Origin of the sequence: Streptomyces mirabilis, assembly GCF_039503195.1 — a bacterium.
Taxonomy (GTDB): domain Bacteria; phylum Actinomycetota; class Actinomycetes; order Streptomycetales; family Streptomycetaceae; genus Streptomyces; species Streptomyces mirabilis_D.
Window position 1 is genome coordinate 10,822,587 of sequence record NZ_JBCJKP010000001.1, and the last position, 26,186, is coordinate 10,848,772.

The 26,186-nt window shown below is 68.7% G+C and carries 23 protein-coding genes and 10 pseudogenes; 16 read left to right on the forward strand and 17 right to left on the reverse strand.

Annotated features, from left to right (window positions below):
• The first annotated feature begins 159 nt into the window (after nt 1-159).
• The gene (locus tag AAFF41_RS49575; protein WP_343326160.1) at nt 160-888 is read left to right on the forward strand and encodes a hypothetical protein; all 729 of its coding nucleotides are present in this window, start codon (nt 160-162) and stop codon (nt 886-888) included.
• 321 nt (nt 889-1,209) lie between these two features.
• On the opposite strand, the gene AAFF41_RS49580 is transcribed toward AAFF41_RS49575, so the two are convergent.
• Nucleotides 1,210-1,548: a hypothetical protein gene (locus AAFF41_RS49580; RefSeq protein WP_343326161.1), complete on the reverse strand. Its 339-nt coding sequence runs from the start codon at nt 1,546-1,548 to the stop codon at nt 1,210-1,212.
• Between the two features lie 38 nt (nt 1,549-1,586).
• Here AAFF41_RS49580 and AAFF41_RS49585 point away from each other — a divergent pair, with 38 nt between their 5' ends.
• The 4 genes and pseudogenes from AAFF41_RS49585 (at nt 1,587) to AAFF41_RS49600 (ending at nt 3,496) form a co-directional block, all read left to right on the forward strand.
• Nucleotides 1,587-1,865, forward strand: a complete 279-nt coding sequence (locus AAFF41_RS49585) for a hypothetical protein (protein WP_343326162.1) — start codon at nt 1,587-1,589, stop codon at nt 1,863-1,865.
• Between the two features lie 148 nt (nt 1,866-2,013).
• Complete coding sequence (locus AAFF41_RS49590) at nt 2,014-2,640, forward strand: TniB family NTP-binding protein (protein ID WP_319753329.1); 627 nt, start codon at nt 2,014-2,016, stop codon at nt 2,638-2,640.
• Nucleotides 2,637-2,927: pseudogene (locus AAFF41_RS49595) on the forward strand (TniQ family protein); the annotation flags it as partial. The gene AAFF41_RS49590 and the pseudogene AAFF41_RS49595, both read left to right, overlap by 4 nt.
• A gap of 242 nt (nt 2,928-3,169) precedes the next feature.
• Nucleotides 3,170-3,496, forward strand: coding sequence for a hypothetical protein (locus AAFF41_RS49600; RefSeq protein ID WP_343326508.1), 327 nt, complete (start codon nt 3,170-3,172; stop codon nt 3,494-3,496).
• Here the strand turns inward: AAFF41_RS49600 and AAFF41_RS49605 are convergent.
• Together AAFF41_RS49605 and AAFF41_RS49610 are read right to left on the reverse strand one after the other, a co-directional pair.
• A pseudogene (locus AAFF41_RS49605) lies at nt 3,457-3,642 on the reverse strand (nucleotidyltransferase domain-containing protein); the annotation flags it as partial. The gene AAFF41_RS49600 and the pseudogene AAFF41_RS49605 overlap by 40 nt on opposite strands.
• A 502-nt stretch (nt 3,643-4,144) precedes the next feature.
• On the reverse strand, nt 4,145-4,573 hold the full coding sequence (locus tag AAFF41_RS49610; RefSeq protein ID WP_319753330.1) for a winged helix-turn-helix transcriptional regulator: 429 nt from the start codon (nt 4,571-4,573) through the stop codon (nt 4,145-4,147).
• Between the two features lie 92 nt (nt 4,574-4,665).
• On the opposite strand from AAFF41_RS49610, the gene AAFF41_RS49615 reads away from it, so the two are divergent.
• The gene (locus tag AAFF41_RS49615) at nt 4,666-5,505 is read left to right on the forward strand and encodes an SDR family oxidoreductase (protein WP_343326163.1); all 840 of its coding nucleotides are present in this window, start codon (nt 4,666-4,668) and stop codon (nt 5,503-5,505) included.
• Nucleotides 5,506-5,513: 8 nt separating this feature from the next.
• Here AAFF41_RS49615 and AAFF41_RS49620 read toward each other — a convergent pair whose 3' ends face one another.
• Nucleotides 5,514-5,672 carry a hypothetical protein gene (locus tag AAFF41_RS49620; protein WP_319753343.1) on the reverse strand — a complete coding sequence of 53 codons (159 nt, stop codon included), beginning with the start codon at nt 5,670-5,672 and terminating at the stop codon, nt 5,514-5,516.
• 474 nt (nt 5,673-6,146) lie between these two features.
• Here AAFF41_RS49620 and AAFF41_RS49625 point away from each other — a divergent pair, with 474 nt between their 5' ends.
• Complete coding sequence (locus AAFF41_RS49625) at nt 6,147-7,655, forward strand: CoA-acylating methylmalonate-semialdehyde dehydrogenase (protein WP_343326164.1); 1,509 nt, start codon at nt 6,147-6,149, stop codon at nt 7,653-7,655.
• Nucleotides 7,656-7,790: 135 nt separating this feature from the next.
• On the opposite strand, the pseudogene AAFF41_RS49630 reads toward AAFF41_RS49625, so the two are convergent.
• Nucleotides 7,791-8,981: pseudogene (locus AAFF41_RS49630) on the reverse strand (SWIM zinc finger family protein); the annotation flags it as partial.
• Nucleotide 8,982: 1 nt separating this feature from the next.
• Between AAFF41_RS49630 and AAFF41_RS49635 the strand changes: the two are divergent.
• Nucleotides 8,983-9,127, forward strand: a pseudogene (locus tag AAFF41_RS49635) (LexA family protein); the annotation flags it as partial.
• A gap of 15 nt (nt 9,128-9,142) precedes the next feature.
• Here AAFF41_RS49635 and AAFF41_RS49640 read toward each other — a convergent pair.
• Nucleotides 9,143-9,943 carry a maleylpyruvate isomerase family mycothiol-dependent enzyme gene (locus AAFF41_RS49640; RefSeq protein WP_343326165.1) on the reverse strand — a complete coding sequence of 267 codons (801 nt, stop codon included), beginning with the start codon at nt 9,941-9,943 and terminating at the stop codon, nt 9,143-9,145.
• Nucleotides 9,944-10,277: 334 nt separating this feature from the next.
• On the opposite strand from AAFF41_RS49640, the pseudogene AAFF41_RS49645 reads away from it, so the two are divergent.
• Nucleotides 10,278-10,682: pseudogene (locus AAFF41_RS49645) on the forward strand (ISAzo13-like element transposase-related protein); the annotation flags it as partial.
• Here the strand turns inward: AAFF41_RS49645 and AAFF41_RS49650 are convergent.
• The 4 genes and pseudogenes from AAFF41_RS49650 to AAFF41_RS49665 form a co-directional block, all read right to left on the reverse strand.
• Nucleotides 10,678-11,166, reverse strand: a pseudogene (locus AAFF41_RS49650) (transposase); the annotation flags it as partial. The pseudogenes AAFF41_RS49645 and AAFF41_RS49650 sit on opposite strands and share 5 nt — an antisense overlap.
• Before the next feature lie 213 nt (nt 11,167-11,379).
• Entirely contained in the window at nt 11,380-12,837 is a 1,458-nt protein-coding gene (locus AAFF41_RS49655; protein WP_343323364.1) for an NF041680 family putative transposase, read from the reverse strand.
• Between the two features lie 159 nt (nt 12,838-12,996).
• Nucleotides 12,997-13,825, reverse strand: a protein-coding gene (locus AAFF41_RS49660) for an IS5 family transposase (RefSeq protein WP_343326465.1) whose coding sequence is annotated in 2 segments (ribosomal slippage) — nt 12,997-13,471 and nt 13,470-13,825 — 831 coding nt in all. Because the reading frame shifts where the segments join, the coding sequence is not laid out codon by codon here.
• A gap of 326 nt (nt 13,826-14,151) precedes the next feature.
• The gene (locus AAFF41_RS49665) at nt 14,152-14,502 is read right to left on the reverse strand and encodes a winged helix-turn-helix transcriptional regulator (protein ID WP_343326166.1); all 351 of its coding nucleotides are present in this window, start codon (nt 14,500-14,502) and stop codon (nt 14,152-14,154) included.
• A gap of 120 nt (nt 14,503-14,622) precedes the next feature.
• On the opposite strand from AAFF41_RS49665, the gene AAFF41_RS49670 reads away from it, so the two are divergent.
• Entirely contained in the window at nt 14,623-15,012 is a 390-nt protein-coding gene (locus tag AAFF41_RS49670) for a hypothetical protein (RefSeq protein WP_343326167.1), read from the forward strand.
• Between the two features lie 108 nt (nt 15,013-15,120).
• The gene (locus AAFF41_RS49675; RefSeq protein WP_343326485.1) at nt 15,121-15,693 is read left to right on the forward strand and encodes a class I SAM-dependent methyltransferase; all 573 of its coding nucleotides are present in this window, start codon (nt 15,121-15,123) and stop codon (nt 15,691-15,693) included.
• 865 nt (nt 15,694-16,558) lie between these two features.
• Here the strand turns inward: AAFF41_RS49675 and AAFF41_RS49680 are convergent.
• From AAFF41_RS49680 to AAFF41_RS49695, 3 genes and pseudogenes are all read right to left on the reverse strand, one after another.
• Nucleotides 16,559-16,720 carry a hypothetical protein gene (locus AAFF41_RS49680; protein WP_343326168.1) on the reverse strand — a complete coding sequence of 54 codons (162 nt, stop codon included), beginning with the start codon at nt 16,718-16,720 and terminating at the stop codon, nt 16,559-16,561.
• Nucleotides 16,721-17,737: 1,017 nt separating this feature from the next.
• Nucleotides 17,738-18,889: pseudogene (locus AAFF41_RS49685) on the reverse strand (IS110 family RNA-guided transposase).
• 653 nt (nt 18,890-19,542) lie between these two features.
• Nucleotides 19,543-19,959: pseudogene (locus AAFF41_RS49695) on the reverse strand (Imm21 family immunity protein); the annotation flags it as partial.
• 351 nt (nt 19,960-20,310) lie between these two features.
• Between AAFF41_RS49695 and AAFF41_RS49700 the strand changes: the two are divergent.
• Nucleotides 20,311-20,622, forward strand: a complete 312-nt coding sequence (locus AAFF41_RS49700) for a transposase (RefSeq protein WP_343326169.1) — start codon at nt 20,311-20,313, stop codon at nt 20,620-20,622.
• Nucleotides 20,623-20,669: 47 nt separating this feature from the next.
• A pseudogene (locus AAFF41_RS52060) lies at nt 20,670-20,849 on the forward strand (IS3 family transposase); the annotation flags it as partial.
• Between the two features lie 246 nt (nt 20,850-21,095).
• Here AAFF41_RS52060 and AAFF41_RS52065 read toward each other — a convergent pair.
• A pseudogene (locus AAFF41_RS52065) lies at nt 21,096-21,536 on the reverse strand (GNAT family N-acetyltransferase); the annotation flags it as partial.
• Between the two features lie 806 nt (nt 21,537-22,342).
• Here AAFF41_RS52065 and AAFF41_RS49710 point away from each other — a divergent pair.
• Both AAFF41_RS49710 and AAFF41_RS49715 read left to right on the forward strand, forming a co-directional pair.
• Complete coding sequence (locus AAFF41_RS49710) at nt 22,343-23,050, forward strand: helix-turn-helix domain-containing protein (RefSeq protein ID WP_343326170.1); 708 nt, start codon at nt 22,343-22,345, stop codon at nt 23,048-23,050.
• A gap of 29 nt (nt 23,051-23,079) precedes the next feature.
• Nucleotides 23,080-23,967, forward strand: coding sequence for a helix-turn-helix domain-containing protein (locus AAFF41_RS49715; protein WP_343326171.1), 888 nt, complete (start codon nt 23,080-23,082; stop codon nt 23,965-23,967).
• A 49-nt stretch (nt 23,968-24,016) separates the two neighbouring features.
• On the opposite strand, the gene AAFF41_RS49720 is transcribed toward AAFF41_RS49715, so the two are convergent.
• From AAFF41_RS49720 to AAFF41_RS49730, 3 genes are all read right to left on the reverse strand, one after another.
• Nucleotides 24,017-24,220: a hypothetical protein gene (locus AAFF41_RS49720; RefSeq protein ID WP_343326172.1), complete on the reverse strand. Its 204-nt coding sequence runs from the start codon at nt 24,218-24,220 to the stop codon at nt 24,017-24,019.
• A 792-nt stretch (nt 24,221-25,012) separates the two neighbouring features.
• Entirely contained in the window at nt 25,013-25,171 is a 159-nt protein-coding gene (locus tag AAFF41_RS49725; protein ID WP_343326173.1) for a sigma-70 RNA polymerase sigma factor region 4 domain-containing protein, read from the reverse strand.
• A gap of 133 nt (nt 25,172-25,304) precedes the next feature.
• Nucleotides 25,305-25,589, reverse strand: coding sequence for a sigma-70 RNA polymerase sigma factor region 4 domain-containing protein (locus AAFF41_RS49730; RefSeq protein ID WP_319754381.1), 285 nt, complete (start codon nt 25,587-25,589; stop codon nt 25,305-25,307).
• A gap of 144 nt (nt 25,590-25,733) precedes the next feature.
• Between AAFF41_RS49730 and AAFF41_RS49735 the strand changes: the two genes are divergently transcribed.
• Nucleotides 25,734-26,174: a hypothetical protein gene (locus AAFF41_RS49735; protein WP_343326174.1), complete on the forward strand. Its 441-nt coding sequence runs from the start codon at nt 25,734-25,736 to the stop codon at nt 26,172-26,174.
• Nucleotides 26,175-26,186 lie beyond the last annotated feature (12 nt).

Here is a 26,186-nt window from a genome sequence, read left to right on the forward strand (position 1 = left end):
CACTCCGAGCAGTTCAGCGGAGCGATCTGTACGCCGCCGGGAGTACGCCCACGGCCTTCCTGCGCGGGACGTCCCACAGGAGCCGCTCCGTGATGGTGAAGACAGCGGGGCCGGGACTTCCGCTCCGCCGTCACCACTTACCTCAGGAGGGTCGCCGCCGTGACCACCGCCACGCTCACCCGCACGAGCGCCCAGCGCCGGGACCTTGGCGCTCTGACCGGCGTGCTGTACGTCCTGTTCTTCGTGGCCAGTCTCGTCATCGCCGGGGCGCTGGGCCCGTCCGGCACGGTAACGCCGTACTCCAGCGACGCCGAAGTACAGACGTATCGGCTGAAGGATCCAGCCACTCTGGAGAACCTCTTCCGCATCCTCGGCCTGCTCCAGGGGCTGTCTGCCCTCGCGCTGCTGGCGTTCGTCCCCTGTCTGACCGCGTTCGTCCGCAGGTACGGCAGCGACGCCCGGGCGGGCATGGTCCGCGCGCTGGCCACCGTCGCCGGAGCTCTCCTCCTGCTCTCCGCCAGCACCACCTGGGTTCTGGCTCAGATCAGTTCCAAGGCGGAACTGTCCACGTATCGGGCCGTCTCGGACCTGTCCTTCATCACCGGCGCCGGGCCGGCCATCGCCGCACTTGGCGTGGCGGTCTTCCTGGTCGCCGCGACGGGACGCGCCAGCCACGCCTTGCCCGCCTGGGTCACGTGGAGCGGCATGGTGAGCGGGGTGGCCAGCGCATTGTCGATGAGCTCGCTCGTCGCCGAGGGCGGCTCGGTCTTCATCCCGGTCGGGCGTTTCCTTGGCTTCGTCTGGTTCGTCGCGCTCAGCGTGTTGCTGTGGCGGCGCGGTGGGCGAACGGATGATCTCACCGGTTCCACCACGCCGCGGTATCTGTGAGGCCGACGCCGTGCAGGAGACCGAATCTGTGGTCACCGTCGGCGGCCGTGGTCCCCATGAGGAAACAGACGCTGTCGGAGATCGCGCAAGGCCCAGTTCTTCGAGAGGCACCTCATCGAGGTCGAAACCGGAGTGCCGCCGGATGCACCCGCCGCGGGCACCAGCCCCCGGCCAGAGTTCGAACCAAAGTGGCGCACGATCAAACGACTACGGGATCACCCTCGACTACCGCACCTACGACTGCCGGGAGTTGGGCCCCTACCGGCGTCAGCCGTCCGGGGTCGATGTCAAGGGCAATCTCTGGGAGGTCCATCACGACCCCTACGACCTCTCCCACGTCTGGGTACGCGACACCCGGGCCGGAGGATGGATCACCGCCCCGTGGACCCGGCTGGGCACGGTGTCCGCCCCGTTCGCCGACTTCACGTGGCGCCATGCACGGTCGCTGCTGGCCGCGCGGGGAGCGGATACCACCGACGAGGGCGCCATCGCGGCGGCGGTCGAGGACTCGCTGACCCGGGCCGGGGCAGGACCGGACCGGCGGATCGCCGCCCGCACCCGGGCCGCGTCCGCGCTCCCCGGCCGCCCGGTTGCCGAGGTCTTGCCGGAGTTGGTCGAGGAGACGGAGCCGGAAGACGACGAGGCGGTGGCCAAGGTCATCCCCTTCGGGGTGACGCCTTCACCGACGGGAGCCGCTGATGACGCACTTCCTGGAGCCGGAGGAAGTCGACTACCCGCTGACGACGAAGGAGGGCTGGGCCGCGTTCGTCGCGGAGACCGTCGCACCGCCGGTCGTCCTGCCGCCTGCGGCCCTGCAGCGGCTGCCGGAGTCCGAACGGGCGGAGTATGACCGGGCCCGGGAGGACTATCACGCTCAACTGGTGATGGTCTCCACCCGACGATCCGCCATGTCGCCGCGACCGGCCGCAAGCGCATCCTGCTCAACCGGCACCAGTACTCCGCCCGCCGGGGACTGATCATCTCGGGCCCAGCCAGCACCGGGAAGACCACAGCGATCACGCAACTGGGCAAAAACCACGAACAGTTGGGGCGGCGCCGGGGGAGATCCCGTCGAAGGCCCTGCCGGTCGTCTATGTCACCGTCCCGCCGGCCGCCACCCCGAAGATGCTGGCCATCGAGTTCGCCCGGTTCATCGGCCTGCCGCTGCCGTCCCGCTACAGCCAGGTCGAGGTCACCAACGAGGTCTGCGATCTGCTCTGCACCCTCGGCTGCCGTCTCGTGCTCATCGATGAACTGCAGAATCTTGATATTGGTACGCGGGTCGGCGCCGAGGCATCCGACCAGATCAAGTACCTGTCCGAGCGCATCCCCGCGACCTTCGTCCTGGCCGGTGCCGATGTCGAGGGCACGGGGCTGTTCGCCGGACGGCGCGGCGGGCAGATCGCCAGCCGCTACAGCCTCATCCCCACCAGCCCATTCGGCCACAAGACCGAGGAACAGCGCAGCTCTTGGCGGTCGCTGGTCGCGACACTGGAGGAATCCCTGCGGCTGCATGCCCACCGGGCAGGCACCTTGTTGAAGCTGAGCAGCTATCTGCACGACCGCACCGGCGGCATGATCGGAAGCCTGTCCCACCTCGTCCGCGAAGCCGCCCTGGACGCCATCCTCGACGGCAGCGAGCGAATCACCCGGGCGTCGCTGGAACGGGTCGACCCGGACGAGAGCGCCGAACAGCAGAACCTCCCGCGCGCACGCCGGCGCCGGACCCGCATCGAGAAACGGACCGCGTGACCACCCGGCTGCGGGCGCTGCCGCTCACGCCGCCGCCCGTTCACCGCGAGACGATCGGCTCCTACCTGAACCGCCTCGCCGACGCCGACCACCTCACCATCGGACATCTCTTGCCCCTGATCGGCCCGTCGCGACAGCACCGCCGGGTCGACAACCGAGTCGGCTACTGGACCCCCGCCGTACGGTCCCGGCTCGCCTTTCTGACCGGTCGAAGTGCGTCCTTGCTGGTCCGCGCGATGCCACCGCTCGGCGCGATCGGCGACCCCAGTCTGCGACTTCCCCGCTCGGTCACCGAGGAGGTCACCGAGCCCCGACGTCGTCCCGCCTGCCGGCTCTGCATGGCCCGCCGCCACATCCGCGGCCTCGTCGTCCGCAGCACCCCACCCCACCCCACCCCACCCCACCCCACCCCACCCCACCCACCAAGGCGTCTGCCATCGCCGCTGGATCCTCGGGGACGAACAGCACGATCTGACGAGACTGCCCGAAGTGCTTCGCGCCAACCGCTGGCATCAGCGGATTATCCGCCGTGGCATACCCCCCCTCCACCGACATGGCCTACGTCGACGCACGCGACCGCGCACTCAAGTGGTTTGCGTCCGAAACCGGCTGCCCACCGCTTCGGCAGCGGTGGGACCGCAGACTCGACGGGCTGGGCGAGGACCCGTTCGGTGATCCCTACCGCCCCTCCGACGCCCGGATCGAGCCGGTCACGTATCCCGAAGTCGTCGTACTCACCGGCCTGTTCGCCTCCCCGCACTGGCGAGAGCACAGCCACCTGCCCGCCGAAGCGGCGCGGGGGCTTGGCATCGCTCCTCAGAAATGGGTGGCGATCCCGAAGACTCGGCGGAGTTGAGCCATGTCATGCCGATCGCGGTCCGTGGGCTCGTATCCCTGATGAAAGTAGACCTGCTGCTCGGCTGACAGACACAGGGCAGTCGTCCCCTTGATAGTGCCCGTCACGAAGCATGAGGAAGGATAGATGAAAGGACGCTCCGGTTCGGGAGCGATCACCTCGGACAGCGAACGAATTCCTCGACGGCGGCCACGCCCGGTCAGAACCTGCGTCCCGAGGCAACCAGGAAACTGCCATCTTCAGTGCGAATCCTGGAAGCAGGCATCTCACCATCCTGACGAAGCCCAGCCCAGGAAGCACCGCCCTGGCCACGATCGATGAGACGCGCACTCAACGCTGGCCGCAGCCCTTCTGGGACGCCTTGTCCCGCCCTCCGTGAGTCACGACTCAACCTGTCACCCCGCAGGTCAGCGACCGCACCTCTCCAAGATCTATTGAGACGGGACACCGGTGGCCATTTCGTGGCCGATCGGCCACGGAACTGAGACTGGCTGGTCAGCCTGTTCACTCGTTGGGGTGAACGACAGGTAGGACAGGTCCTCCATAAACAGCGTCGTGGCGCGGCCTTCCTGCCACTGTCCGTGGTGCGAGTACGCATGAACCTCTCTGCCATCACGATCAGTGTTCGTCGTAGAGATGGTGAAGTTGTCAAGGACCTGGGGTGGTCAGCTGCTTCGCTTGACCTGTTGCGCTCAGCCGCTCCGCGGCGGACGTTCCGCTGGATGGCAGCCGCTGTGTGATCCGGTCGAACAAGTCCGTCAGCGGCTCGCCGACGTCCTGACCGAACTCGGTCAGCCCGTAAGTGACTTGGGGCGGCGTCGTCGGTTCGACCTCCCGCCAGACCAGGCCGTCCTGGACCAGTGCGCGCAGTGTCTGAGCGAGCATCTTCTCGCTGATGCCCTGGATGCTGTCACGCAGCTCGTAAAACCGAAGGCCGTTGCTCCGCAAGGAGATCAGCACCCAGATACCCCACTTGCTGGTCACATGGTCGACCACGTCGCGCGCAGGGCAGTCGGTGTGAAACACCTCATACCGATTGCCCGCCTCGGCCTGCGTCACCTGCGCACCTTCCCCCATGTCCGGAGCTTACCCCTGGGTATGTTCTTACGGAAAGTAAGCCCGACTCCTAGCGTCAATTGCCGCAGTGCACAACGGACTAGGAGCTGAACATGATCGTGGTGACCGGGGCTACCGGGAATGTGGGCCGGCCTTTGACGCAGGTCCTGGCCGAGGCGGGCGAGCAGGTGACAGCGGTGTCGCGGCACGCGGCGGCGGTGCCGGACGGGGTCCGGCACGTGCCGGCTGACTTGGCCGAGCCGCAGGGTCTCACTCCCGCGTTGGACGGGGCGAAGGCGCTGTTCCTCCTGCTGTCCGGCGACCTGCACGCTCCCGAAGCCAGGCCGATCGACATCATCGACCTGGCCGCGGCCAACGGGGTCCGGCGGGTCGTCCTGCTCTCTTCGCAGGGCGTGGCGACCAGGCCGCTCGGTCCGTCGCGGATCGCGATGCGCGCGGTGGAGGACGCGTTGAGAGAGTCCGGCCTGGACTGGGCCGTCCTGCGACCGGGCGGCTTCGCCTCCAACGCCTTGGCCTGGGCGAATTCCGTCCGCACGCAGGGGATGGTCGCCGCACCCTTCGGCGACGTCGGGGTTCCGATCGTCGACCCGGCGGACATCGCCGAGGTCGCGGCGGCCTGTCTGTTGGACGACCGGCACACCGGCGGAGTCTTCGAGCTGACCGGGCCCGAGGTGATCACGCCGCGTCAGCAGACGGAAGCCATCGCCGCCGCGCTCGGCTCGCCGGTGCGGTTCCACGAACTCACCCGCGAGGAGGCCAAGGCCGCGATGACCCAGTTCGTGCCGCCGGAGCTCGCCGACGACACCCTGGACATCATCTCCGCCCCGAACCCCGCCGAACTACGGATCAGTTCGGACGTGGAACGAGTCCTCGGTCGCGTTCCGCGCCCCTTCAACGACTGGGTCGCCCGTAGCATCGCCGCTTTTCGCTGAGGCACAACTCAGCTGAAGCGCCCGGGCAGCTTCGTGCGGCTACGGCCGCACGGGGCGACCCCGTAGCGCCACAGCTGCGTGAGCGCCTGGTCGAGCACCGTGATGTGATCGGCGGCGGTGTTGGCACCGGCGTTCCCGGGCCGCAGCCGGCCGGACAGTCCCGGCATGGACTGGACAGACGCTCCTGGACGGTTTCTACAACCTGTGCCATGTGGTGCCGAGGGACGGTCCCAGGATCAGTACCGGAGCGTGGTCTGGCCCGTCAAAGCGGTATTGCAGGTTTTCGGCGTTCATGTCACTCACCTGCCCACGCTCCCGCATCTCACCATTTCCCACGGGAGGGGGTCGCGACGCTTGCCGAACCTCCCCAGGGTCTTGCACGGCCTCACACGCAACTGCCGACACCAGTGATCCACGCCACGACAGTGTGGGACCTGAGGGAGGCACTTCGGGCCCCGAGGCTCCGAAACGCCTGTACGTGCGGATCGGAACAGTAGCTTCGATATCAGCAGTCAGCCCTCCCCGCGTGGGAAAGGCGTCCGCGGCCGAGGCCACGGACCGTCCGGCTGAAGTCGAGGCCCGGGAGGTGAACGAGAGGAACCTCACCGCCCGCCGCCGTCACCTTTGAAGGAGTTCCGCCGATGAAGACCGTCACCCACTGGATCGGTGGCAAGCCCTTCGGAGACGCCGCAGGCGCCTCCGGCGCCTGGGGCCCCGTGACCGACCCCGCGACCGGAGAGGTCACCGCACAGGTCGCGATGGCCGGCGCCGACGAGGTCGACGCCGCGGTCGCCGCGGCGAAGGAGGCCTACGCCACCTGGCGCACGTCCTCGCTCGCCCAGCGGATCGCGATCCTCTTCCGCTACCGCGAGCTGCTGAACGCGCGCCGCGACGACCTCGCCGCGCTGATCACCGCCGAGCAGGGCAAGGTCCACGCGGACGCGCTGGGCGAGGTGGCTCGGGGCCTGGAGATCGTCGAACTGGCCTGCGGGCTCGGCATGGCGCTCAAGGGCGACACGTCCACGGAGGTCTCGAGCAACGTCGACGTGGCGTCGATCCGCCAGCCGCTCGGCGTGATCGTCGGCATCTCACCGTTCAACTTCCCCGCGATGATCAGCATGTGGATGTTCCCCATGGCGATCGCCTGCGGGAACACCTTCGTCCACAAGCCGGCCAGCAAGGCCCCGTCCGCGTCCATGCTCCTGGCGGAACTCGCGGCCGAGGCCGGCGTGCCCGACGGTGTGCTCAACATCGTGCATGGCAACGAGGTCGCGGTGAACGCCCTCCTGGACCACCCGGACGTGGCGGCCGTCTCGTTCGTGGGCTCCACGCCGGTCGCCCGCCACGTCTACACCAGGGCGTCCGCCGCGGGCAAGCGCGTCCAGGCCCTCGGCGAGGCGAAGAACCACATGCTGGTGCTGCCCGACGCCGATCTCGACGCGGCGGCCGAGGCCGCCGTGACGGCCGCCTACGGCTCCGCGGGCCAGCGCTGCATGGCGGTCTCCGTGGTGGTCGCGGTCGGCTCGGCGGGCGACCCGCTGGTGTCCCGGATCGCCGAGCGGGCCAAGAAGGTCAAGATCGGCCCGGGCAACGACCCGACGTCCGAGATGGGCCCGCTCATCACCAAGGCCCACCGCGACCAGGTCGCGGACTACATCGCGGGCGCGGCCGCCCAGGGAGCCGACGTGGTGCTCGACGGCAGGGACTTCACCGTCGAGGGCCTGGAGAACGGGCACTGGATGGGTGTCTCGCTCCTCGACAAGGTCCGCACGGGCTCGGACGTCCACCGCAACGAGATCTTCGGGCCCGTCCTGTGCGTGCTCCGCGCGGAGACCTACGAGGAGGCCATGGACATCATCAACGGCTCCCCGTTCGGCAACGCCAGCTCGATCTTCACCCGCGACGGCGGCGCGGCCCGCCGGTTCCAGCTGGAGGTCGAGACCGGCATGGTCGGCGTGAACGTGCCGATGCCGGTGCCGGTGGGCTACCACTCCTTCGGCGGCTGGAAGGACTCGGCCTTCGGCGACCACCGCATGTACGGCAGCGAAGCCATCCACTTCTACACGCGCGGCAAGGTCATCACGAGCCGCTGGCCGGACCCGGCCGAGGTGGCGGCCGGTCCGGACCTGGGCTTCCCCGCGTCCCACTGACCGTCCCTGGCCCGCACGCGCGGCCGCGCCGGCTCCCCTGGGGCGCCCTGGTGCGGCCGCGGCCGTTCTCGCCCGACGCGGTCGGCGGGCCCCGCCGTGCCCCGTGCCCGGTCGGGCTGCCGACCCTGGGGCGGATCAGAGCTCGCCGGGGGCGCCGAGGCCGGTCAGGGCGCCGACCGGGTCGAGGTCGGGGGTGCCCCGGGGCCACCAGTCCTCGTGGCCCGGTTCCGATTCGTAGGCGTACCAGAGGCCGTCGTGGCCCAGGCGGAGCTGGGCGTGGCCGCGGGGGTGGGTGAGGTGGTTGCGCCAGGGGCGGAAGGCGGGGAGGTCGGCGGCGAGCAGGAGGGGGCGGGCGCGGTCGAAACGGCCCGCGGGCGGGTCCCAGGGCTCTTCCAGGACCGTGAGTCCTTCGAGGCCGCCCTGCCGCCAGGCGGCGACCGCGCGCGCCAGGTCGGCGGGGGTACGGCCGGCGGCGGAGGCCAGCGAGGCGTACAGGGCGCGGGTCCCGGCGGTGAGGCCGGAACCGGGGCGGGCGGCGGCGAGCCGTACCGCGTCCTGCCACAGCGTCAGCTCCGCGACCGGGTCGCGGCCCGTGGTGAGCAGCGCGTGTGCGCGGGCGGCCGCGTCCGTGGCGAGCTGGTCCAGCGCGAACGGGTCGGGGCCGCCCGGCGCGCCCGGGTAGATCGGCGGCTGCTCGGGGTGCGCGGGGGCGGGCAGCGGCGCCGGGAGAGGCGGCAGCGCCCGACGCGCGAGGGCGTCACGGGCCCGTACGCCGGGCAGTGGCGCCGACTGCTGTTCCTGGGCGGCGCGGGCCGCGCGGGTGGCGTTGCGGCGGGACAGCGCGTCCAGCAGCTCGCGCTCGCCCCTGCCGCGCAGCAGAAGCAGCACGAAGGGGTCCTCGTCGAGCAGACGTGCCGTCTGGTAGCAGAGGGCGGCGGCGTGTTTACAGGGGTGGCCGTGGTCGGGGCAGCTGCACTGGGGTGCCAGGTCGCCGGGGCCGGGGAGCAGGTCGGCTCCGCAGTCCGCGAGCGACTTGGGCATCTCCTTGTCGAGGAGGGCCGCGATGTGCCCGGGGCGCTCGGCCGCCGCGTCGAGGAAACGGTCCCAGTCGCCGTCGTCCAGCGTCCGCAGTCGGACCTGGACGCGGTACGGCCGCGGGCGGCTCCCGTGGACATAGGCCAGCACGAGTCCCGGTGTGACGGTAATGGCGTCGACGTGCCCCCGGTCGGCGTACGCCCCTCCGCGCGCCAGCCGCGCCGCGTCCAGGGCTCCCTCTTCGAGAGCGCGTACCCAGGCGTTGCCCCACCACGTCTCCGCAAAGGCGTTCGACGCGGCGATCTGCGACGGCGACATCGGTCACCGTGCGGAAGATGGACAGCGCCGACCACGGCGACATCGTCGTTGCTTTGCTGGACGACGAGGCCACGATCAAGGTGCTGCGCCGGCAGGACGGCCAGGTGTGGCTGATGCCGCGCCCCCGCTACGTCCTACTTCTCCTCCGGCTCCCAGGCGCGGAGCAGGTCGAGCAGCCCTGCGTCTCCGTCAACGTGCAAGGAGTCGGCCTGGATCCGGTCATACAGGTAGAGGACCAGCTCACTGGCCGTGCCGTGGACGGAGGCGCCGGCTGCGTCCGAGTCCTCGCCGGTCGCGGCGGTGGGCGCGGGGATGCGGGTGGTGCGTGCGCCGTCGCCGTCGACGGTGAGGCGCCAGGAGCGGCCCTCGGCGGCGTGGAAGTCGAAGGCCGTGGGCTTGTGCGGCCAGGCACTCGGCGTTGCGCAGACGGTGAACAGGAACTCCTCCACACCGTCGAGTGCCAGCTCGACCGGCAGCGGCTGCGGGGCGACCCCGGCGAGCTGGGCGTCGTAGGTGTGCACCGCGGTCTCCTGGACCCGGTGCCGGGCGGTGCCGCCGGCGGTCTGCGGTGACTGCGACGCGGGCCACCACGTCCAGCAACCGCTCTCCGGTCCCGCCGCGCGCAGGGCGCCCAGCAGAAGCTGCGTCGACGCGTCCAGCCAGGCCAGCAGGGCCTCACGTTCCTGCGGCACTTCCAGCGCGGCACGCGTGGCGACGGCCTCGGCCGGGGGCGCGTCGGCGGGCCCCGCGCCGACGATGGCGGCCCAGAAGCGGTCTCCCCCGCCCAGGTGCTTCACCAGATCGAACAGCGTCCACCCAGGGCAGGTCGGTACCTGTGCGTCGAGACCGGGCGCGGCGGCGACCACGGCGCGGAAGGCGGTCGACCGTTCATCGATCAGTCGCAACAGGTCGGGGAACTCAAGATTCTCTTCCACGCCGGATGTCTATCACCGTGCTCCGGTGATCGGACAGCGATTTTCACGGTCACCGCCGGTCGGCCATTGCGGACGTCCTCGCCTCCCACCGCTCGGGTGACAAGCTGCGCACTGCTGCGAGGACGCTGGTGGTGGCGGTACGCCAGGCGTGTTGCCTGTGGGCGCTCTGACCTCGCCGCGCGGCCTGGCACCTCGGCGACGTGACGTCCACCCGGTGCGCGCGGTCATGCTGCCGCTCGATGTGATGGACGCGGAGGTCACGACGGCGGGGGAGGACCGGTCGGGTTGGGAGTTCAGGTGACTCCCGTTTGACCAGCACTCCTCAAGTTCGGAACAGCAACAGCCACTCAGTCTGCAGGCCAGCGCCAAGACGCTGGAGGGCAAGCAACACCCCGATCGGGACGCACAGTTCCGCTACATCAACGAACAGCTCAAAGAGCACCAGTCCGGCGGTCAGGCGGTGATCAGCATCGACGCCAAGAAGAAGGAGCAGATAGGGCAGCTGCCGAACCCAGGGCGGCAGTGGCGCCCTGCTGACGATCCGGTGCAGGTGGAGGACCACAGCTTCTACTTCATCGGCCCCGACGTCGACGTGGCGATACCCTTCGGCATCTACGATCTGGCCCACGACAGCGGCTGGGTGAACGTCGGCACCGATCACGACACCTCGGTGTTCGCCGTCGAGTCGATCCGCCGCTGGTGGCAGGCCCGTGGCCGGGTGGACTACCCGGATGCCAGGGGAAGACGGTGTGGTCCAGCGGCCGTTCCTTGAACGCGGTCAGTTCCTCGTCCAGCTCACCGCAGATGCGGGAGACCTCGGACTTGGAGATCCCGCTGTCCGCACCGAGTGCTTTGACCAGGTCGTCGACCGAGCGTGTCGAGACACCGTGCACGTATGCCTCCATCACCACGGCGGCGAACAACGCGCGGTCGATCCGCCGTCGGCGTTCCAGCAGCGACGGGAAGAACGACCCGCTTCGCACCTTCGGGATCTTCAGGTCCAGGTCGCCGGCCTGCGTGGTCAGCAGCTTGTCCCGGTGTCCATTGCGCCAGGTCGTGCGTGTCTCGGAGTGCTCGCGCGGCGCGGCACCGATCACTTCGGTGGCCTCGGCCTCGATCAGCTCCTGCAGGATGTGCTCGCACACCACCCTGATTGCTTCAACTCCATCGGCCCGACGTAGTGACTCAAGCAGCCGCATCAGCTCAGACTGGGACAAGGCCATCATGCGCTCCTCCGGTTGAACTGCCCGTTCACCAGAAACACTTGCGCGATGGCCTGCCCTTGTTCAGGGAGCATGCAACGCCGGTGGATGCACGCCCCGGGCAGACACCCGTGCGTTCCGGGACCCTGCCCGGCTACACCACTTCATGGGACGCGATCAGCTCGCCAGAGCGATACCGGGGTCGGGCTACGGCTGAGAACCCTAGCTTGATCTTTAACCCGTGCGGCGGGGTCGTGGGGTGGTTGACTTCTTCGTTCGCTGGTTCGCCGATGGTGTTTTGCGGGGTGTGTGCACGTCGTGGCGGTGTGTGGGTCGGGTGTTCTTTCGGCCCGGTGGCCGTCCGGGGCCGGGGCGGGAGTGTTTCGGTGCTTGGGCCGGACAGGCGGCTTGTGGGCGGATGTGCCGAAAGTCGCGGCGGACTCGGGCGGGGGTGAGCCTGTCCGGCGAGGTTGGTCTCTCCCAGGGCCGACGCAGGTCGGCTGCCAGCGGGCGGGCGAGCCGCAGTTGGGTGTAGGCGGCGAGGATCAGCCAGGTCCACCGGTCCGCCGCCTCGGGGGTGCGGATCTTCGGGGAGGTCCAGCCGAGGGTCTGCTTGAACAGGCGGAAGGTGTGCTCGATGTCGAAGCGTCGCAGGTATGCCTGCCAGAGACGGTCGGCGTCCGCCGGTGTGGCATCGGTGCCTGACCACCACAGCCAGACCGGCTTGGGTGTTGCGCCGCTGGGCAGGTGGGCGATGTCCAGGCGGATCACTGTTCCCTCGACGATCGGGAGGGTGCCGTCGGCGGCTGCCCAGGAGGAGCGGTGGGTCAGCTTGGGGTGGAGCCGGTTCCATGAGCGGGCGGTGGCTTGGCCGTAGAGGCGTGTGTCGGTGACGGTTTCGGTGTCCGGGGTGCCCCAGGTGTCGGGCTGCCCGAAGACGAACTCGCCGCCGTGCCGGGGCGGCCGGCCCTGGGTGTGCGGGAGCCTGGGTGGGACAGCCCTGCGCAGGACGCGGTCGGATCGCATCCGGGCCAGCACCTGCACGGGCAGGTCTTTGAGGAGGAAGCCGAGGCGGGGTGCGTCGTATCCGGCGTCCGCGACGATGAGGATGTCAGGGTCGCCCGTCTGCCACTGCCCCGCGGTGATCAGTCGCTGGAGCAGATCGCGCAACTGCCGGGCGGTGACGGTGGCGGTGTCGTCCCCGGGCGTCAGACGCAGTGCGTCCAGCGGTGCGGTCCATGAGCTGCGGCCGGGCTCGAGCGCGCAGACGATCGAGTAGGGCCAGCCGGGGACGGGGATGTGCTGGTCCTTGCCCCGGCCGTAGGTGTGGCACAGGATCCGTTGTGGTGAGGTGTGGGCGTCGGGGCGTAGCCAGCAGGTGATGTCGATGGCCAGGACCAGCCGGCCGTCGGCAGCCCGTGGCAGTGGGACTTCGGCCAGTGCCCGCCGCAGCCGGCTGGCATCGATGCGTCCACGGGCCAGGGCGGCGTAGAGCCCGCCATGGCCTCGGCGGTGTTCGCCCACCAGCGACAGCTCAGCCAGCGACCTCACCGGTCCGTCGCCGCACAGAACGGCATCGGCCAGCTCGAACAACGCGTCCGAACGAGCGGTCAGACAGGAGTAGAACTCGCCCCGGAAGCATGACAGTTGCGCCAATGCCTCCGATCGGGCCTCGTGATGCAGCAGACTCATCCTCACGGCCTTCGTGCTGGACGTGTGTGTTCCTTGGTCGGAGCACATGTTCAGCCGAAGGCCGCTTCCGTGTACGCCGGTTACCGAACCGAGTGATCAAGTTCGACGCACCATTCGACGCCGGATGTTAAAGACCAAGCTAGGAGTTGTCGTCAAATGTCACGCCCACATCAGGAGCGAGGCGAGGGTGACGGCTGCTTGGTAGGACTCGGCGGTCTTGTCGTAGCGGGTCGCGATGCCGCGCCATTGCTTGAGGCGGTTGAAGCAGCGTTCCACGACGTTGCGCCGCTTGTAGACCTGCTTGTCGAAGGCCGGCGGACGCCCGCCCCGGCTGCCGCGCCGGAGCCGGTTGCGGACTTGGTCCGCCCGCTCGGGGATGGTGTGCGGGATGTCTCGGTGTCGCAGCCAGGTCCGTATCGCGCGGGAGCTGTAGCCCTTGTCGCCGAGGACGTGGGCGGGCCGCACCCGGGGCCGTCCCGGCCCGGGACGGGGCACCCGGATCGCTTCCATCACGGCGGTGAACTGCGTGCAGTCGTTGGTGTTCCCGCCCGTGAGGGTGAAGGCCAGCGGGCGGCCGAGCCCATCGCAGGCAAGGTGGATCTTGCTGGTCAGGCCACCCCGCGAGCGTCCGAGTGCCGGCGGGCAGAGCCCCCTTTCGGGCCCCGGCCGCGTGCTGGTGGGCCCGCACGACGGTGGAGTCGACCGACACCAGCCAGTCGATGTCCCCGGCCGCGTCCGCCTTGGCCTGCGCGGCCCGCAGCATCCGCTCGAAGGTGCCGTCCTTGGCCCACCGGCGGAAACGGGTGTGCAGCGTGGCCCACGATCCGTACCGCTCGGGCACATCCCGCCAGGCCGTGCCGGTGCGGAACTTCCACACGATCCCGTTGAGGACCCTTCGGTCGTCCAACCGCTTGCGGCCCCGCAAGGACGCGGGCAGCAACGGCCGGACGAACTCCCACTCGGCATCGGACAGTTCATGACGACGTATCACCCGACCATGATCCACCACTCAAGATCATCATTTGACGACAGGGCCTAGACCGGGCAGCGGAAGTCAGGTCCTGTAATCAACGGTGAGACCGGCCTGGCGGTTTGTCTCACCTGGTGTTGCCGCCGGGAAGTGGATTGGCGTGTTTGTCTCACTTGGTGTCGTCGGTCGCTCGCGTTTCCAGGTCCGCCAAGCTGAGAAGACGACGGAGGTCGGCGAGGGCGGCCAGATGCCGAACAGTCGCGTCCATCGGGGGAGCCGCTGTCGATCTTCTGATCGACGGTCTGAACGTATACCCCGGTTTCGCGGGCCGGTCCCAGGTTCGGCTAGCGGACGCCGGCCGCGGGAGTTCCTGCCGGTGCCGGTGCCATCGTCGCGCCCCAGGCGCCCAGCGCGCGAATGGCGGGTTCGAGGCCGAGACCGGTGTCGGTCAGTGTGTACTCCACGCGCGGGGGGACCTCGGCGTGGATGACGCGCCGCAGCAGCCCGTGCTCCTCCAGGGAGCGCAGCCGGTCCGTGAGGGTCTTCGGGCTGATGCCGGCGAGCGAGGCGCGCAGCTCAGAGAAGCGCCTGGTACCGCCGAGCAGGTCACGGATCACGAGCATCGTCCACTTGCCGTCGAGGATCTCCACGGCCCGGGCCACGGGGCAGGTCTCGTCGGCGCATTTCTCATTCATGACATCTCCGCTGCTCAAGCCCAATGGTTCAGGAACGGATACTAGTTCACTCTTTGACAATCAGCCTCGGTGCCCGCCTACCGTCATGGCATCGTCCACCGGCAGAACGGAGCACCACCCGTGCGGGCACTACGCGCCACCCTTGTCACCGTCGGAATCTTCCAACTGGCTCTCGGGGTGTTGTTCCTGCTGGCCCCCGTGGCGGGCGCCCAGGCACTGGGCCTGCGTCCGGCAGCGCCGGCCTGGGCGAACTGGCTGTTCGCGATGATGGCCGGCCGGTTCCTTGGCTACGCCTACGGGATGTTCAGCGCGGCGCGGGCACCGCGCCAGCGGGTCGGCTGGATCGACACGATGATCGTCATCCAGGCCATCGACTGGACGGCCACGCTCGCCTACCTGGCCACCGGAGACCTGAGCCTGAGCCAGGTCAGCACCGCCGCGTTCGCACCGGCGCTCTTCATCGGTGCACTTCTGTGGTTCCACCCTCGCCGGCTGTCGGCCAACCACTGAACCGGCGACCGCCTACCCGAGGACTCTCCATGCGCCGCACGTACCGCACGCTCTACCGCCTGGGCATCGTCCCCTGGGACCGGCCCGGGTGCCGGCCCAGTCATCGACATCGTCGAGGGCCCCGCGCCGCTGCCACCCGCCCAGGCCGTCGACCTCGGCTGCGGCACCGGCATCCAGGCACGCTACCTCGCTGAACACGGCTGGTCGGTCACGGCCCTCGACTACACGCCCGAGGCCATCACCGCCGCCAGCCGCAGGGACCCGGGAAGCCGTGTCGTCTGGCGCGTCGCGGACGTGACCGAGCCAGACGCGGTAGACCCCCAGGGACAACTCGCCGGCGCCACCTCGCTCCTGCTCGACAACGGCTGCCTGCATGGCATCCCGGCAGAGCGTCGGCAGGGCTGGGCCACCACGGTCAACACCCTTGCCGCACCGGAAGCGATCCTCCTGCTGCGCGCCGCGCCGCGGCGACGCCGCGGCATCGGGCCCCGCGGTATCGACGAGGGCGACGTCACCGCGCTCTTGGCCGACCGCTGGCGACCGGTCACAGCACCCGGGCCGAACTGGTTCTCCTACGCCCTGGTGCCTCCGACGGCCGTACCGATCGCCGACCGGGTACGCGATCTCCCAGACCCGGTCACCGAGGCGCCTTACCGAAGCGACCCAGTAGACCCGGGTTAACCCGGAGGAGATGTTGGCGTGGATGACGAGGACGACCGCCGGGTGGCTTCGTAGGTGAGTTGGCCCAGTTAGTTTTAGGACCCCATCATTCGATTTTTTCTTCGAGCGAGGCACTGGTCGGCAGAGAAACAACCTCGAGTCAGGCGCCTGGCCGTCTCGCTCGAAGTTGCCGGCGAGCCGTTCTTATATTCCCGATGTCGGCCGACGGCATCGCACTGACCAGACCTGTCTCACTTGACCTTGTCCCCGACATGCAGATCGGAGAACGTCAGGTGAGACAGAGGGAAGATCTCGCGAGACGGGACACGGACCACAACGGGGGATGGGCAGTGCCGGTTTCTGAACCCCCATAGCGTCACCTGAAGGCGTCACGGTGTGACGCTTTCTGAACGTGATTGCCTCCGGCGATAGGCCCGGGTGCGGCACCTCGGTGAGCAGTACAGGGCATCCACCCGCTTGCGGTTGCCGCCCTTGACCTCGCCGACGAACCACCAGCCCTTGCAGACCGGGCACCGCTTTTTCGGCCCGACGGTAGGGGCCGCCCTCGCGCAAGGCGGCGGCGAACTCCAGATTGCTCCGCCACCATTCCGCCCGCTCACGCTTCCATCTCCACGCTTTCGTGCGGCAGGCCGTTGAGCAGTACCGGCGTGACTTCCGGCAGCCCTGGGGCAGCGGGCTGCCGCACTGGCTGCAACTCTGGACGCTCTTCCTTGCCACAGCTCCAGGATCCCCCTGGACGATCCATGCGACCAGGAACGCAAGGGAGCCGTTCGCCAGACACGACCTTGTCTCGCCGCAGGTCAGGCAAGCGCTCGACGGCAAGATCAAAGGAAACGGGACAACGGGAACCCGGGAGCGTTGATCGCTAGCTGTCTCGCTGTCCGCGATCGTGGCTGTCGGCCTGCTCCCGGGGCTTGTCATCTGGAGAGGGCGGTGGCGGTGAGGGGAACAGGAGGTCTTCGAAGAGGTCCAGTGCCAGCATCAGGAGCAGGAGCATTTCCGGCACGAGCAGAGCCAGCACGACCACGACGCCTCCCGACGAAGCGGTGATCACGGGAACGGTGCGGCGGCAGAAGGTCCAGTCTGAGTGTGGGCTGAATGGTGATGGCCGCATGCTCGAGGTGAGGGCGCGTAAGCCGTTCGGGTGACATTGGTCCGGCGTCGGCCTGCTCGCACAGGGACTACACAACGTCGCTCACGTTTGTGGATCACTCATGCGCAATGAGTGATCCACCTCCTCTCCGTGGACGCTTGTGGGAGGTGGCTTCCTGCCGCTTGGTCACCGTGGCAGGCCAGGGCGGTCGCCTTGCCTCTCTCACCGGGGCGACCGCCTGCCGGCCCGGCCGCACTACAGCACATGCCGAGAGCGTCGAGTTCCGCGCGGCGGGCTGCGGCGAGCCGGCCTGCCCTGCGGCGGGTGTTATCGAGAAACCCACTCAGCTTGACCGGGACACCGCCGACGTCTTCGATGTGCTTCGCGGAACATTCGAGTGCCCCTCGCGAGCGTGAAACTGACGAGCCGCAGCAAGATGGCTGACCCACCGGTCGGCTTGCGTCCGGCGCGCAGGTGGCTGCTCCGCCTCGCCGGCGGGCTCAAGTCCCAGGACGCTGTCGAGCATCCACTGCTGCGCGGGCGTCAGCGCATTCCAGCCGACCCGCTGCGCCATTGTCCAGGCTCCGAGACCTCGCCCGCCCGTACGGGCAGCGCCCCGCCAGACCGGACGTGCATGAGCGTGAGGTGGAAGCCGCGCTGCCAATCAATTCCCCAGGCCGGGCACCACACCGCATCGTGCCGGAAGGTGCACCCTGCGGCGGCTCGACAGCGCCGCCCAGCCGTGCCCGCTCCACCCCGTCCTGCTCTCGCCTCGTTCTGCCATGGTCGCCACCGTATCGAGCACGTCGGGGCGAGGGGACCTCTCCGTCGCCGCTCCTTGTGAGCCTCGCACAGCGTTTCCCCAGGTGGAGGCGGTACGAGGCGACCCTGTCAGCTGTGAGACAGGCCCTGTCGCAGCTGTCCTGCGCCAACGATTCCTAATGCCGTTTGTCAAGCCGCGAGGGCCGTTGGCGGCGTGAACTCGTAGCACCGTCCGTCGCGCAGGAGGGCCCAGAGAACGTTGACGCGGCGCCGTGCGAGTGCGAGGACGGCCAGGGTATGGCGCTTGCCCTCGGCTCGTTTGCGGTCGTAGAACTGGCGGGACTCTTCGCACCTTCTGATGCTGAACAATGCGGAGGTGTAGAAGACGCGTTGGAGCCTACGGTTGTATCGCTGGGGACGCCGCAGGTTGCCGCTGATCTTCTCGGAGTCCCGAGGTGCCGGGGCGACACCGCCGAAGCCGGCGAGCCGGTCGGGAGTGCCGAAGATAGCCATGTCGCGGCCAGGAACTCGGCACCGAGGATGACGCCCAAGCCCGGCATGCTAGTGATCACTTCGAAGTCGTGGTGCTCGCGAAGCCGGGCCTCGATGAGCTTGTCGATCTCGGCGACCTGCTGGTTGAGGCCCCTCACCTCCGCCGCCAGCGTGTGCACCATGCGGGCGGTCAGCCTCTCGCCCGGCAGGCTGGTGTGCTGGCGCTCGGCGGTCTGGAAGGCTGTCTCGGCCAGCTGGTCGGCGCGGTGGACCTTGCGGTTGCGCAGCCACGTTTCCAGCCTCTTGCGGCCGATCCGGCGGAGTGCAGTCGGCGTTTGGTAACCGGTCAGCAAGATGAGCGGGCCGGTGTTGGTGAGGTCGAGTGCGCGCTCCAGGCCGGGGAAGATGCCGGTGAGTTGGGCGCGGAGCCGGTTGACGGTGCGGGTGCGGTCGGCGACCAGGTCCATGCGCCGACCGGCGAGGATCTTCAGATCGGTGACGGCCTCATCGCCAGCCCGTAAGGGGCGCAGGTCGCGGCGGATACGGGCCTGGTCGGCAATGACCGCTGCATCCTTGGCGTCGGTTTTTGCTTTCGCCGCGGTAGTCCTCGGACGCGCGGTGGATGGCCCGGCCGGAGAGGTAGAGCACCGGTTGGTCGTGGTTGAGGAGGATCGCGATGGCGAGGGCGGCTCCGCCGTCGGCCAGGTCGATGCCCCAGGTCGCATCGTCGCCCAAGGCGAGGACGGCGGTGAGGAGTTCGAGCAGTTCGGGTTCGTCGTTGGCGACGCGTCGTGACAGAAGTCGGCGGCCGCTCTCGTCGATCGCGACGCAGACATCCGATGGTTTCAAGAGTCAAGCGGGCGTGGCCGCGACCGGTTCGAGGGCGGGAAACGCGGTCGTCTCGGCGTAGAAGACCCGATGCTGGAGGCAGTAGTAGAGGCAGCCGAGGAATCGGTTGAACAGGTGCCGGAGTGCGGCAGCATGCCGGTCCCCGTCTTCACGGAGGGCTCTGGGGCCCCGGGGTGATGTGGGGATGCTCCGTGCTGGCGGGCTCGAACCACGTACGCGATCCAACCGCAAGAGAATCGACGTGACGAACACGGCCCGGCACCGACACGACGCCGATCTGCGTCGAGGCTTGATAGCCAGTGGTGATGCAGGGTTCAAGCCGGTGCCGGGCTCGTTCGGAAGCCATTAGTGGTGATGGGTCTTACCTGCGTCGATGTCGGCCCAGATCGCGGCCATGTGGTGCCTCCGTGCGGTGTGGTGCTGATGCCCTCCCGACGGACGACCTCGCTGTCGATTCCCTACTCAGCGATCATTCGCAATTCCTAATTGGCAGCCGAGTCGTCGTGGGACGTCGGGCGGCCAATCGATGGAAGCCACAAGCGGCAGAACTTTGAAAGCCACACCCGACGCCCCTGGGTGGGCCAACCATACGAAGGGCTCGCCCGGTCCCGAAGAAGAACGTAGGGAAGTTTGAGTGGCAGCGGTGCCGAGCGTCAGGGGCGACCGTCCTCGGCGACGGGCTGCACCAAGCCGGCCCATGGGAACTCGCCGCTCTTATGGACCGCACGCACCCTCCACCGGCCTGCCGGGACCTGCACTGGAGCCTGGTCCGGCTGGCCCCCGTCTGGATAGTCCACTCCCAGATCGGCGCCCGCTTCGGCCGAATCCATCAACACCGGCGGGCCATCGGTGACCCACAGTCCGCCGTCCTCCCAAGCGGTGTCCGGATCGGCCAGGACCGCCTCGGCTGCCGTGAACAACTCGGCCTCGGAGTCCACAGCCAGCCACCGCACGAACAGCAGCTTCTCTGGCAGGAAGCACGTCTTTGCAGGTTCATCGGCCAGGACAAGCGCAGTGACGGCGCCCGCACCCACGGCGATGACATCGGCCCAATCCTCCACCTCGCAGGCGCAGTCGTGGTCATCACGGCCATCGGCATCACCGAGGACGGAACCGTCCTCCGTGCATCCACCCCCGGGCGTTTACCGAGGACTCCGGAACGACGATCAAGGGGCCACCCATCGACCGGACCCACACCAGCCCAGCAAGGTCACAGCGATCGGTGTTGTGAGAAGCATCCATGCGCGCAGTCTGCCGCCCACCACTGACACCGTTCGGAGGCCGGAGCCTGGTCGGCCGAACTGGTCACTTGGGGCGGCGTGGCTTGGCCGATGGGGGGCCTTGGAAGCTGAGCTGCACCCCGTTTCGTGGAGTCCCTGATGCCAGGGTTACGATCCTGGCGAAGGAGATCCACCAGCACCATGGCAGCACCCCGTAAATACCCAGACGAGCTCCGCGAGCGCGCAATCCGTGAGGTCCGGGCCAGTGGCCGGCCCGTCGCGCATGTCGCGCGGGATCTCGGCATCCATCCCGAGGCCCTGCGCGGCTGGGTCCGCCAGGCCGAGGCGGATAACGGCGAGCGGGACGACCGGCTGGCCACCGCCGAACGTGACGAGCTGAAGCAACTCTGCAAAGAAGTAGCGGAGTTGAGGCGGATGAATGAGATCCTCAAAGCGGCCGGCGTGTTTTTTGCCCAGGAGATCGACCGTCCCCGGACGAGGCCGAGCAAGTGATCGACCACCTGCGCGAACGCGGCCTCGGGGTCGATCCCGTGTGCCGGGTGCTGGAGTTGTCACCGTCGACCTATTTCGCCCGCAAGAAGCGGCCGAAGTCCGCCCGCCGACTCCGTGACGAGCAGCTTCTGCCGCTGATCGAGGAGATCCACGCCGAGTCCGGGGCCACCTATGGGGCCCGGCGGATCACCCGCGCCCCGCGCCGCAAGGGCATCGAGGTGGCCCGGTGCACAGTCGAGCGGCTGATGCGGGAGCTGGGCATCGAGGGCGTCATCCGCGGGCAGCGGCGCCGCATCGGTGCCCGAGCCGTCGGCGCCCCGCCCGCCGGATCTGGTCGACCGCAACTTCACAGCCTCCCGCCCGGACCAGTTGTGGGTGGCGGACATGAGGTATGTCCGCACCTGGTGTGCGGGCTGGGCGATCAGGGGACCGGGCGTATGGATGACGATTTGGGCGCCGTGGGCGTAGCCGAGGCGGGCATAGAAGTCGGTCAGCTTCGGTTTGTGGTCCATGGTGATCAGCCCGTAGCCCTGGCGGGCCAGGTGACGCTCGGCTTCGGCGATGAGTGCGGCGGCGATCCCCTGGCCGCCGTAGGGCTCGTCGACGGCGACGCCGTGAGCGGTGCCGAGCCGGTTGAACAGCGCGGCTTGGTTGTGCTCGCCGGTTATGCCCGGATGAGTGACGATCCAGTCGAGCGGAGACGCGGTCAGCGCGCCGGCGATGGAGCCGTCTTGGTGCTGGGCGACCAGGAGGAGGGCGCGGCCGTGGGAGAGGGGGCCCTGGCACCTGGCCGGCCAGCTGAGGATGGCGCCGACCGAGGGGCTGGCGAAGCAGGTCCGTGCGGCGCTGTGTGACCACGGGATCAAGCGGTGGCGGGTGTGGGGTCGGGTGGCAGCGTCCCGCTCCTGTGCCACCGGGTGATCCTCGCCTGTGTGGGCCCTCAGCGGGGATCTCGCTGAGGGCCCGTTGTATCAAGGCGGATGGATGTGGTGGCGTTCTCTCGCGCCGCTCATCACGACGTGGTTGGCCACACCTTCACAGGACGATCAGCCACTCCTGAACTGCCACTTGCTGGCAACCCTGTCGTTCTTCGCACACCATGCCGTAGAGCCTCGGCGATCCCCTCGCCAGCGCCACTGTCCCTGGTGCTCACCGCCGCGCCTGCAGGTGATGGTCGCGCGGTAGCTTGCCGGCCCTCGGCCATCACACCAGCCCGAGAACCTGGTGGTGTTCTTCTCCCACACCTTGCACGCCGATGCCGCCGGAGCCGCCGTCTCCGCGTGAGCGGCAGGTGCCACAGTGGCCGCGCCTGTCCCGATCAGCACGGCAGTAATCGCGAACGGAATCATACGAGTGCGTAGTTGCACAGATTTCCCCCATCATGGCTGGTTCTTGGTCGTGACGCCTGACGTCAGCACGAGCGTGCTGGACGGATGGGCACGTTTCTACCGACGGTGAGCAGTTTGAGACGTCCCGGGAAAGTCTCAGGCTGTGGCCTGCAGAGACGCAGTGGGGGGGACGTGTTCCCGGGAAATGGGGTTGGTGAAATCGACGGGCGCTTCGAGCCGTCTGCTGACGTGACCGGAATCGAGCGCGCGAAAGTGGGCGGGCAGACGAACGCGCGACGCGAGTGGCGGAACGAGTAGAGACTGAGGGTAGGTCCTGGCTGTGCGGGCGTTCCGCAGCTCGTGGAGGACCTGAGTACTGGTGAGGAGGCGTGGTGAGATGGAAAGCGCTGCCCAAGTCGCTTGATCTGCACGCTCGGCAGCTTGTGGTGGAGTTGCGGCGGCTGAAGGATCACAGCGGGCTGAGCCTGGAGTCGCTCCAAGCGAAAACGCCTTTCAGCAGGTCTTCGTGGGAGCGGTATCTCAACGGGAAGGCGCTGCCGCCTCAGGCCGCTGTCGAGGCGCTGGCCAGGATGGCTGGCGCGGATGTCACGCCGTTGCTGGCCTTGCGGAAGGCTGCCGAGAGAACGTGGACCGCCGCGGCGGTGACGTCGGCAGAGGACAGTCCGGCAGAGCAGGAGCCGGAGATCCGGGTGGCGGCATTGTCCGTTGCCGCAGCTGCGCTGCTGCTTTCCGCGATTACCTCGGTCTTACTGATTATCGATCCCTGGCGCGAGCAAAGCCCTGTGACTGGCGTGGCAGGCGTTGGAAAGTACACGTGCGCCTACGCCCGGCGTGGCGACCAGCTGTTTGCCGGGAATAGCACCACCACGTCCCGCTTGGTCATGCGCAACGCGACAGGCCCCGACGCCGCTGAAGTGCAGTGCCTGCTTCTGCGCCACAAGCTTTCACCCGGTGACGTGGACGGGGACTTCGGCGAACGCACGGAGGCGGAGGTCAAACGGTTGCAGCGTCAGGACCACGTACCTGCCGACGGGATAGTCGGTGAGCAGACATGGGCGTTACTACGGCATGTGGATTAGAAGGCGATGAGGAAAGAAGGACCGGGGGAATGGCGTACTCCGCGGCTCGCTGGCGAGGGCTGCCTCAAGATCTGCCCGCCGCCTGCTCACGTCTCGTTACCGACCTGCGCAGCCTGAAAGACGGCAGCGGCTTCACTCTCACCGAACTGGCGCAAGCGACAGCCATCAGCAAGTCGTCCTGGGAGCGGTACCTCAACGGCAAGCAGTTCCCGCCTCGGCATGCCGTCCAAGCCCTATGCAAGGCGGCACTCCAGCCCGAGGACGAACTCCTGGCTCAGTGGGCACTGGCGGACACGGCCTGGAGCGGACGCGGGCAACCGAGGTCTGCCGGCTCTGGCCGGCCATCTCCGCCCTCTTGCGGCGTCGATGCCGCTGTACTCGACAGCCCCCCTCGCCCACGATCCGTGAGCCGTATCCGCAGAGCGCTGCTTGCAGCCTCTGCTTGGATCGACAAGCGGCCTGCGGGCACGGCGGCCGGGGTCGTCTTGCTGTGTGCGGCGATGGTGACGCCCGCCGCCGTTGTCCACGCCTCCCGCCCCACCACCGCCCAGACGGCCGCCCGCCCGCCCATATGCCAGTTGCGGTCGTGTGAAGGTAGGAACCCGCGTACGACGGCATGTGAGGATCCCATCACCACAGCTTCCCGCACAGCGGCCGACGGCACGCGCCTCGAAATCCGGCTCAGCCCGAGCTGCCAGGCCGGATGGATCCGCGCCTGGCCCACGCATCCTGGCTTCCGCATCGAAATCACCGGCCCGGACGCGCACTCCCAGAGTGCTGTCGGAACAGCACAGTCGGCAGACAACGAAGTGACGACGACGACGATGATCGCCGCCCCTCAGCCTCCTCACCTACGTGCCTGCTACTACCCGTCCCTCGGACATCCCGGAAGGGAGTGTTTCAGCAGCACCAGGTGATCAAGCTGTGGCCGGGCGCCACGACGGCGGCGCGCTTCCTGACGACGGGTTACCACAGCATGCCGTAGGTCCGGCACGGGATTCCGGTGGGGTCGCAGTCGGCCCAGTCCTCGCAGTGCTGCCAGAACGCCTGCCAGGCCCGGTCCCGGCGGCGTGCTGCCGCGAAGTCACCGGTGCGCTGCGTATGGCCGAACGCCCCCCGCTGTCGTGCCACTTCCAAGCGGGCGAGCTCGTCGGTGATGGGGGAAGACACTGAATGAAGTCGGCCGGGTGCGCCGGCGCGGCGGATGACGACGCGCGCCAGCGGGACTGGCGTTCCGCCAAGGGGTCGAAGGGCTGTCGGCCGACTGTACGGGGGGCGGGCGTCGCGGTCAGTGACGTGATGTGGTCGGCGAAGTCGGCGTCGGGAAGGGGCAGGTCGAGGTCGTCGTCGACGTAGGCCACAGCTGCGGGGACGTAGTCAAGGACGGCGCTGACCGCTGCCGTCCTTGTGGCCAAGTCTGACGTCTCTTCGTCGGTCTTCAGGCCCCGAAGGAGGCGCAGGGTCGTGGCCAGTTCTTGTGGCCCGGCTTCTTCATCACGGGCGAGGGACGTTTCTGTCTGGGTGTGCCACCACTCAGCTTCTCTCTGTTCGCCGTGGGCCGTGTGGTGGAGGTAGAGGCAGTAGACGGCGGGGCTGTCTCCGGCTCCGGCGGCGTACTGCCACCAAAACCGTGCGGAGTCCTCCCGCTCGGTGAGCTGGAGGACGCACCCCAGCACCCGTGCTCCTGCTGGTTCGGGCAGTGAGCGGGCCACGAAGTGCCGCAGGCTGGCCAGGGCCCCGGAGCTCATGACGGCTGTCTCGCACAGGGTGCGCAGATCCTGCGCCGCCGCTCCCGCACCGGCGTGTCCCGCGAGCCGGGGTGGCTCGCAGGGTGCGGGCCCGGTGTGCGGGGCGGCTTCGGCGCGACGGGCGGCGACCCACGCGGCGATGCGGTCGGCTGCGGCGTCGATGTCCTCCTGGGGATAGGGATCGTTGACCAGTCGGGCCTTGGCCAGCAGCTGGTCAATCTGCGACGTCATCGGCGTGTCCTTCCTGGGCCAGCCCGAGGGTTTCCTGCAGGCGGCGCCTTGCGTAACGGGCGGTGGAGCGCACGGCCGCCGGCGTGATGCCGAGATGGTCGGCGCTCTCGCGGACGGAGTGCCCAAGGACGTGGAGCAGCACGGTGAAGTCCCGCTGCCGCTCCGGCAGCGACTCGATCGCCCGGAAGAGGGTGATGTTCTCCTCCAGCTGGCCGATGGGGTCGACCGCCTCGCGCAGGGCTGCCGTCTCGAAGGCCGCCGTGTCGACCAGCGCCTCAGGGCGGCCGCGGGCCCGGCCGACATCGACCGTGCGGTTCTTTCTTCATCACCTGCCAGGCGTAGGCCGCCGGGCTCTCCTTTGCCAGCACCTGCGGCCAGGCCATGGGTGACTGCTCGAAGGCGCAGTCGACCGCTTCCTCGGCATCGGCCTGATTGTTCAGGTACGTCTTCGCCCAGCGCACATACGCCGGGCGGTGCATCCGGTGGAACGCCTCGAAGCCCAACGGCAGCTCTGTCATCGGCGTGGCGCCGGCTGAATATTCCGCGAAGTCCCGCCTCACGCCTGCCCGTCCTCGTCGTTGCGGCGCAGCTCGCTGACCCCCACCCGTACCCCGGCCGCGCCGCGCGGCGCGGCAGCGCCACCGCGTCCCGGCCCAGCACTCGCACCGCCAGCACCACGAGGACCACATCCCCAAGGAGACGCAATGACACAGGCCTTCCGCGAGGTTCTGCGCCTGGCTCTTCAGGAACTGTCGGAGCAGGCATGGCAGGAAGTGTCCACGCTGGGTGACCAGCCGCTCCAGCGAGGCGCCGACGGGCTCTTCGGCTCCTTGCCGCGGGTGGCCTGGCACCAAGACCGTCTCTGGCGGCGGCAGATGGCCCGGGCCTTCGACGATCTGGCCGCCGATTGCGCGTCCACCGCCGGAGTCGAACCGCGCAGCACCAGCGAGGAGATGGCGCTCCACCTCGGTATCGCCCGCGCCCAGGACCTGACACGGAACCGGCCGCGGCTCGTGTCCGACGCGGTCGCGGCCCTGCCCGAAGAACGTCGGGATTTCGACTGGGATGCCTGCTCCGACGTCCTTTTCCAAGATTTTTCCGACCACTCTCCAAGTGTCCGCGTCACTCGTTTGGTCCCTTCGTAGGCTCATGCCGTT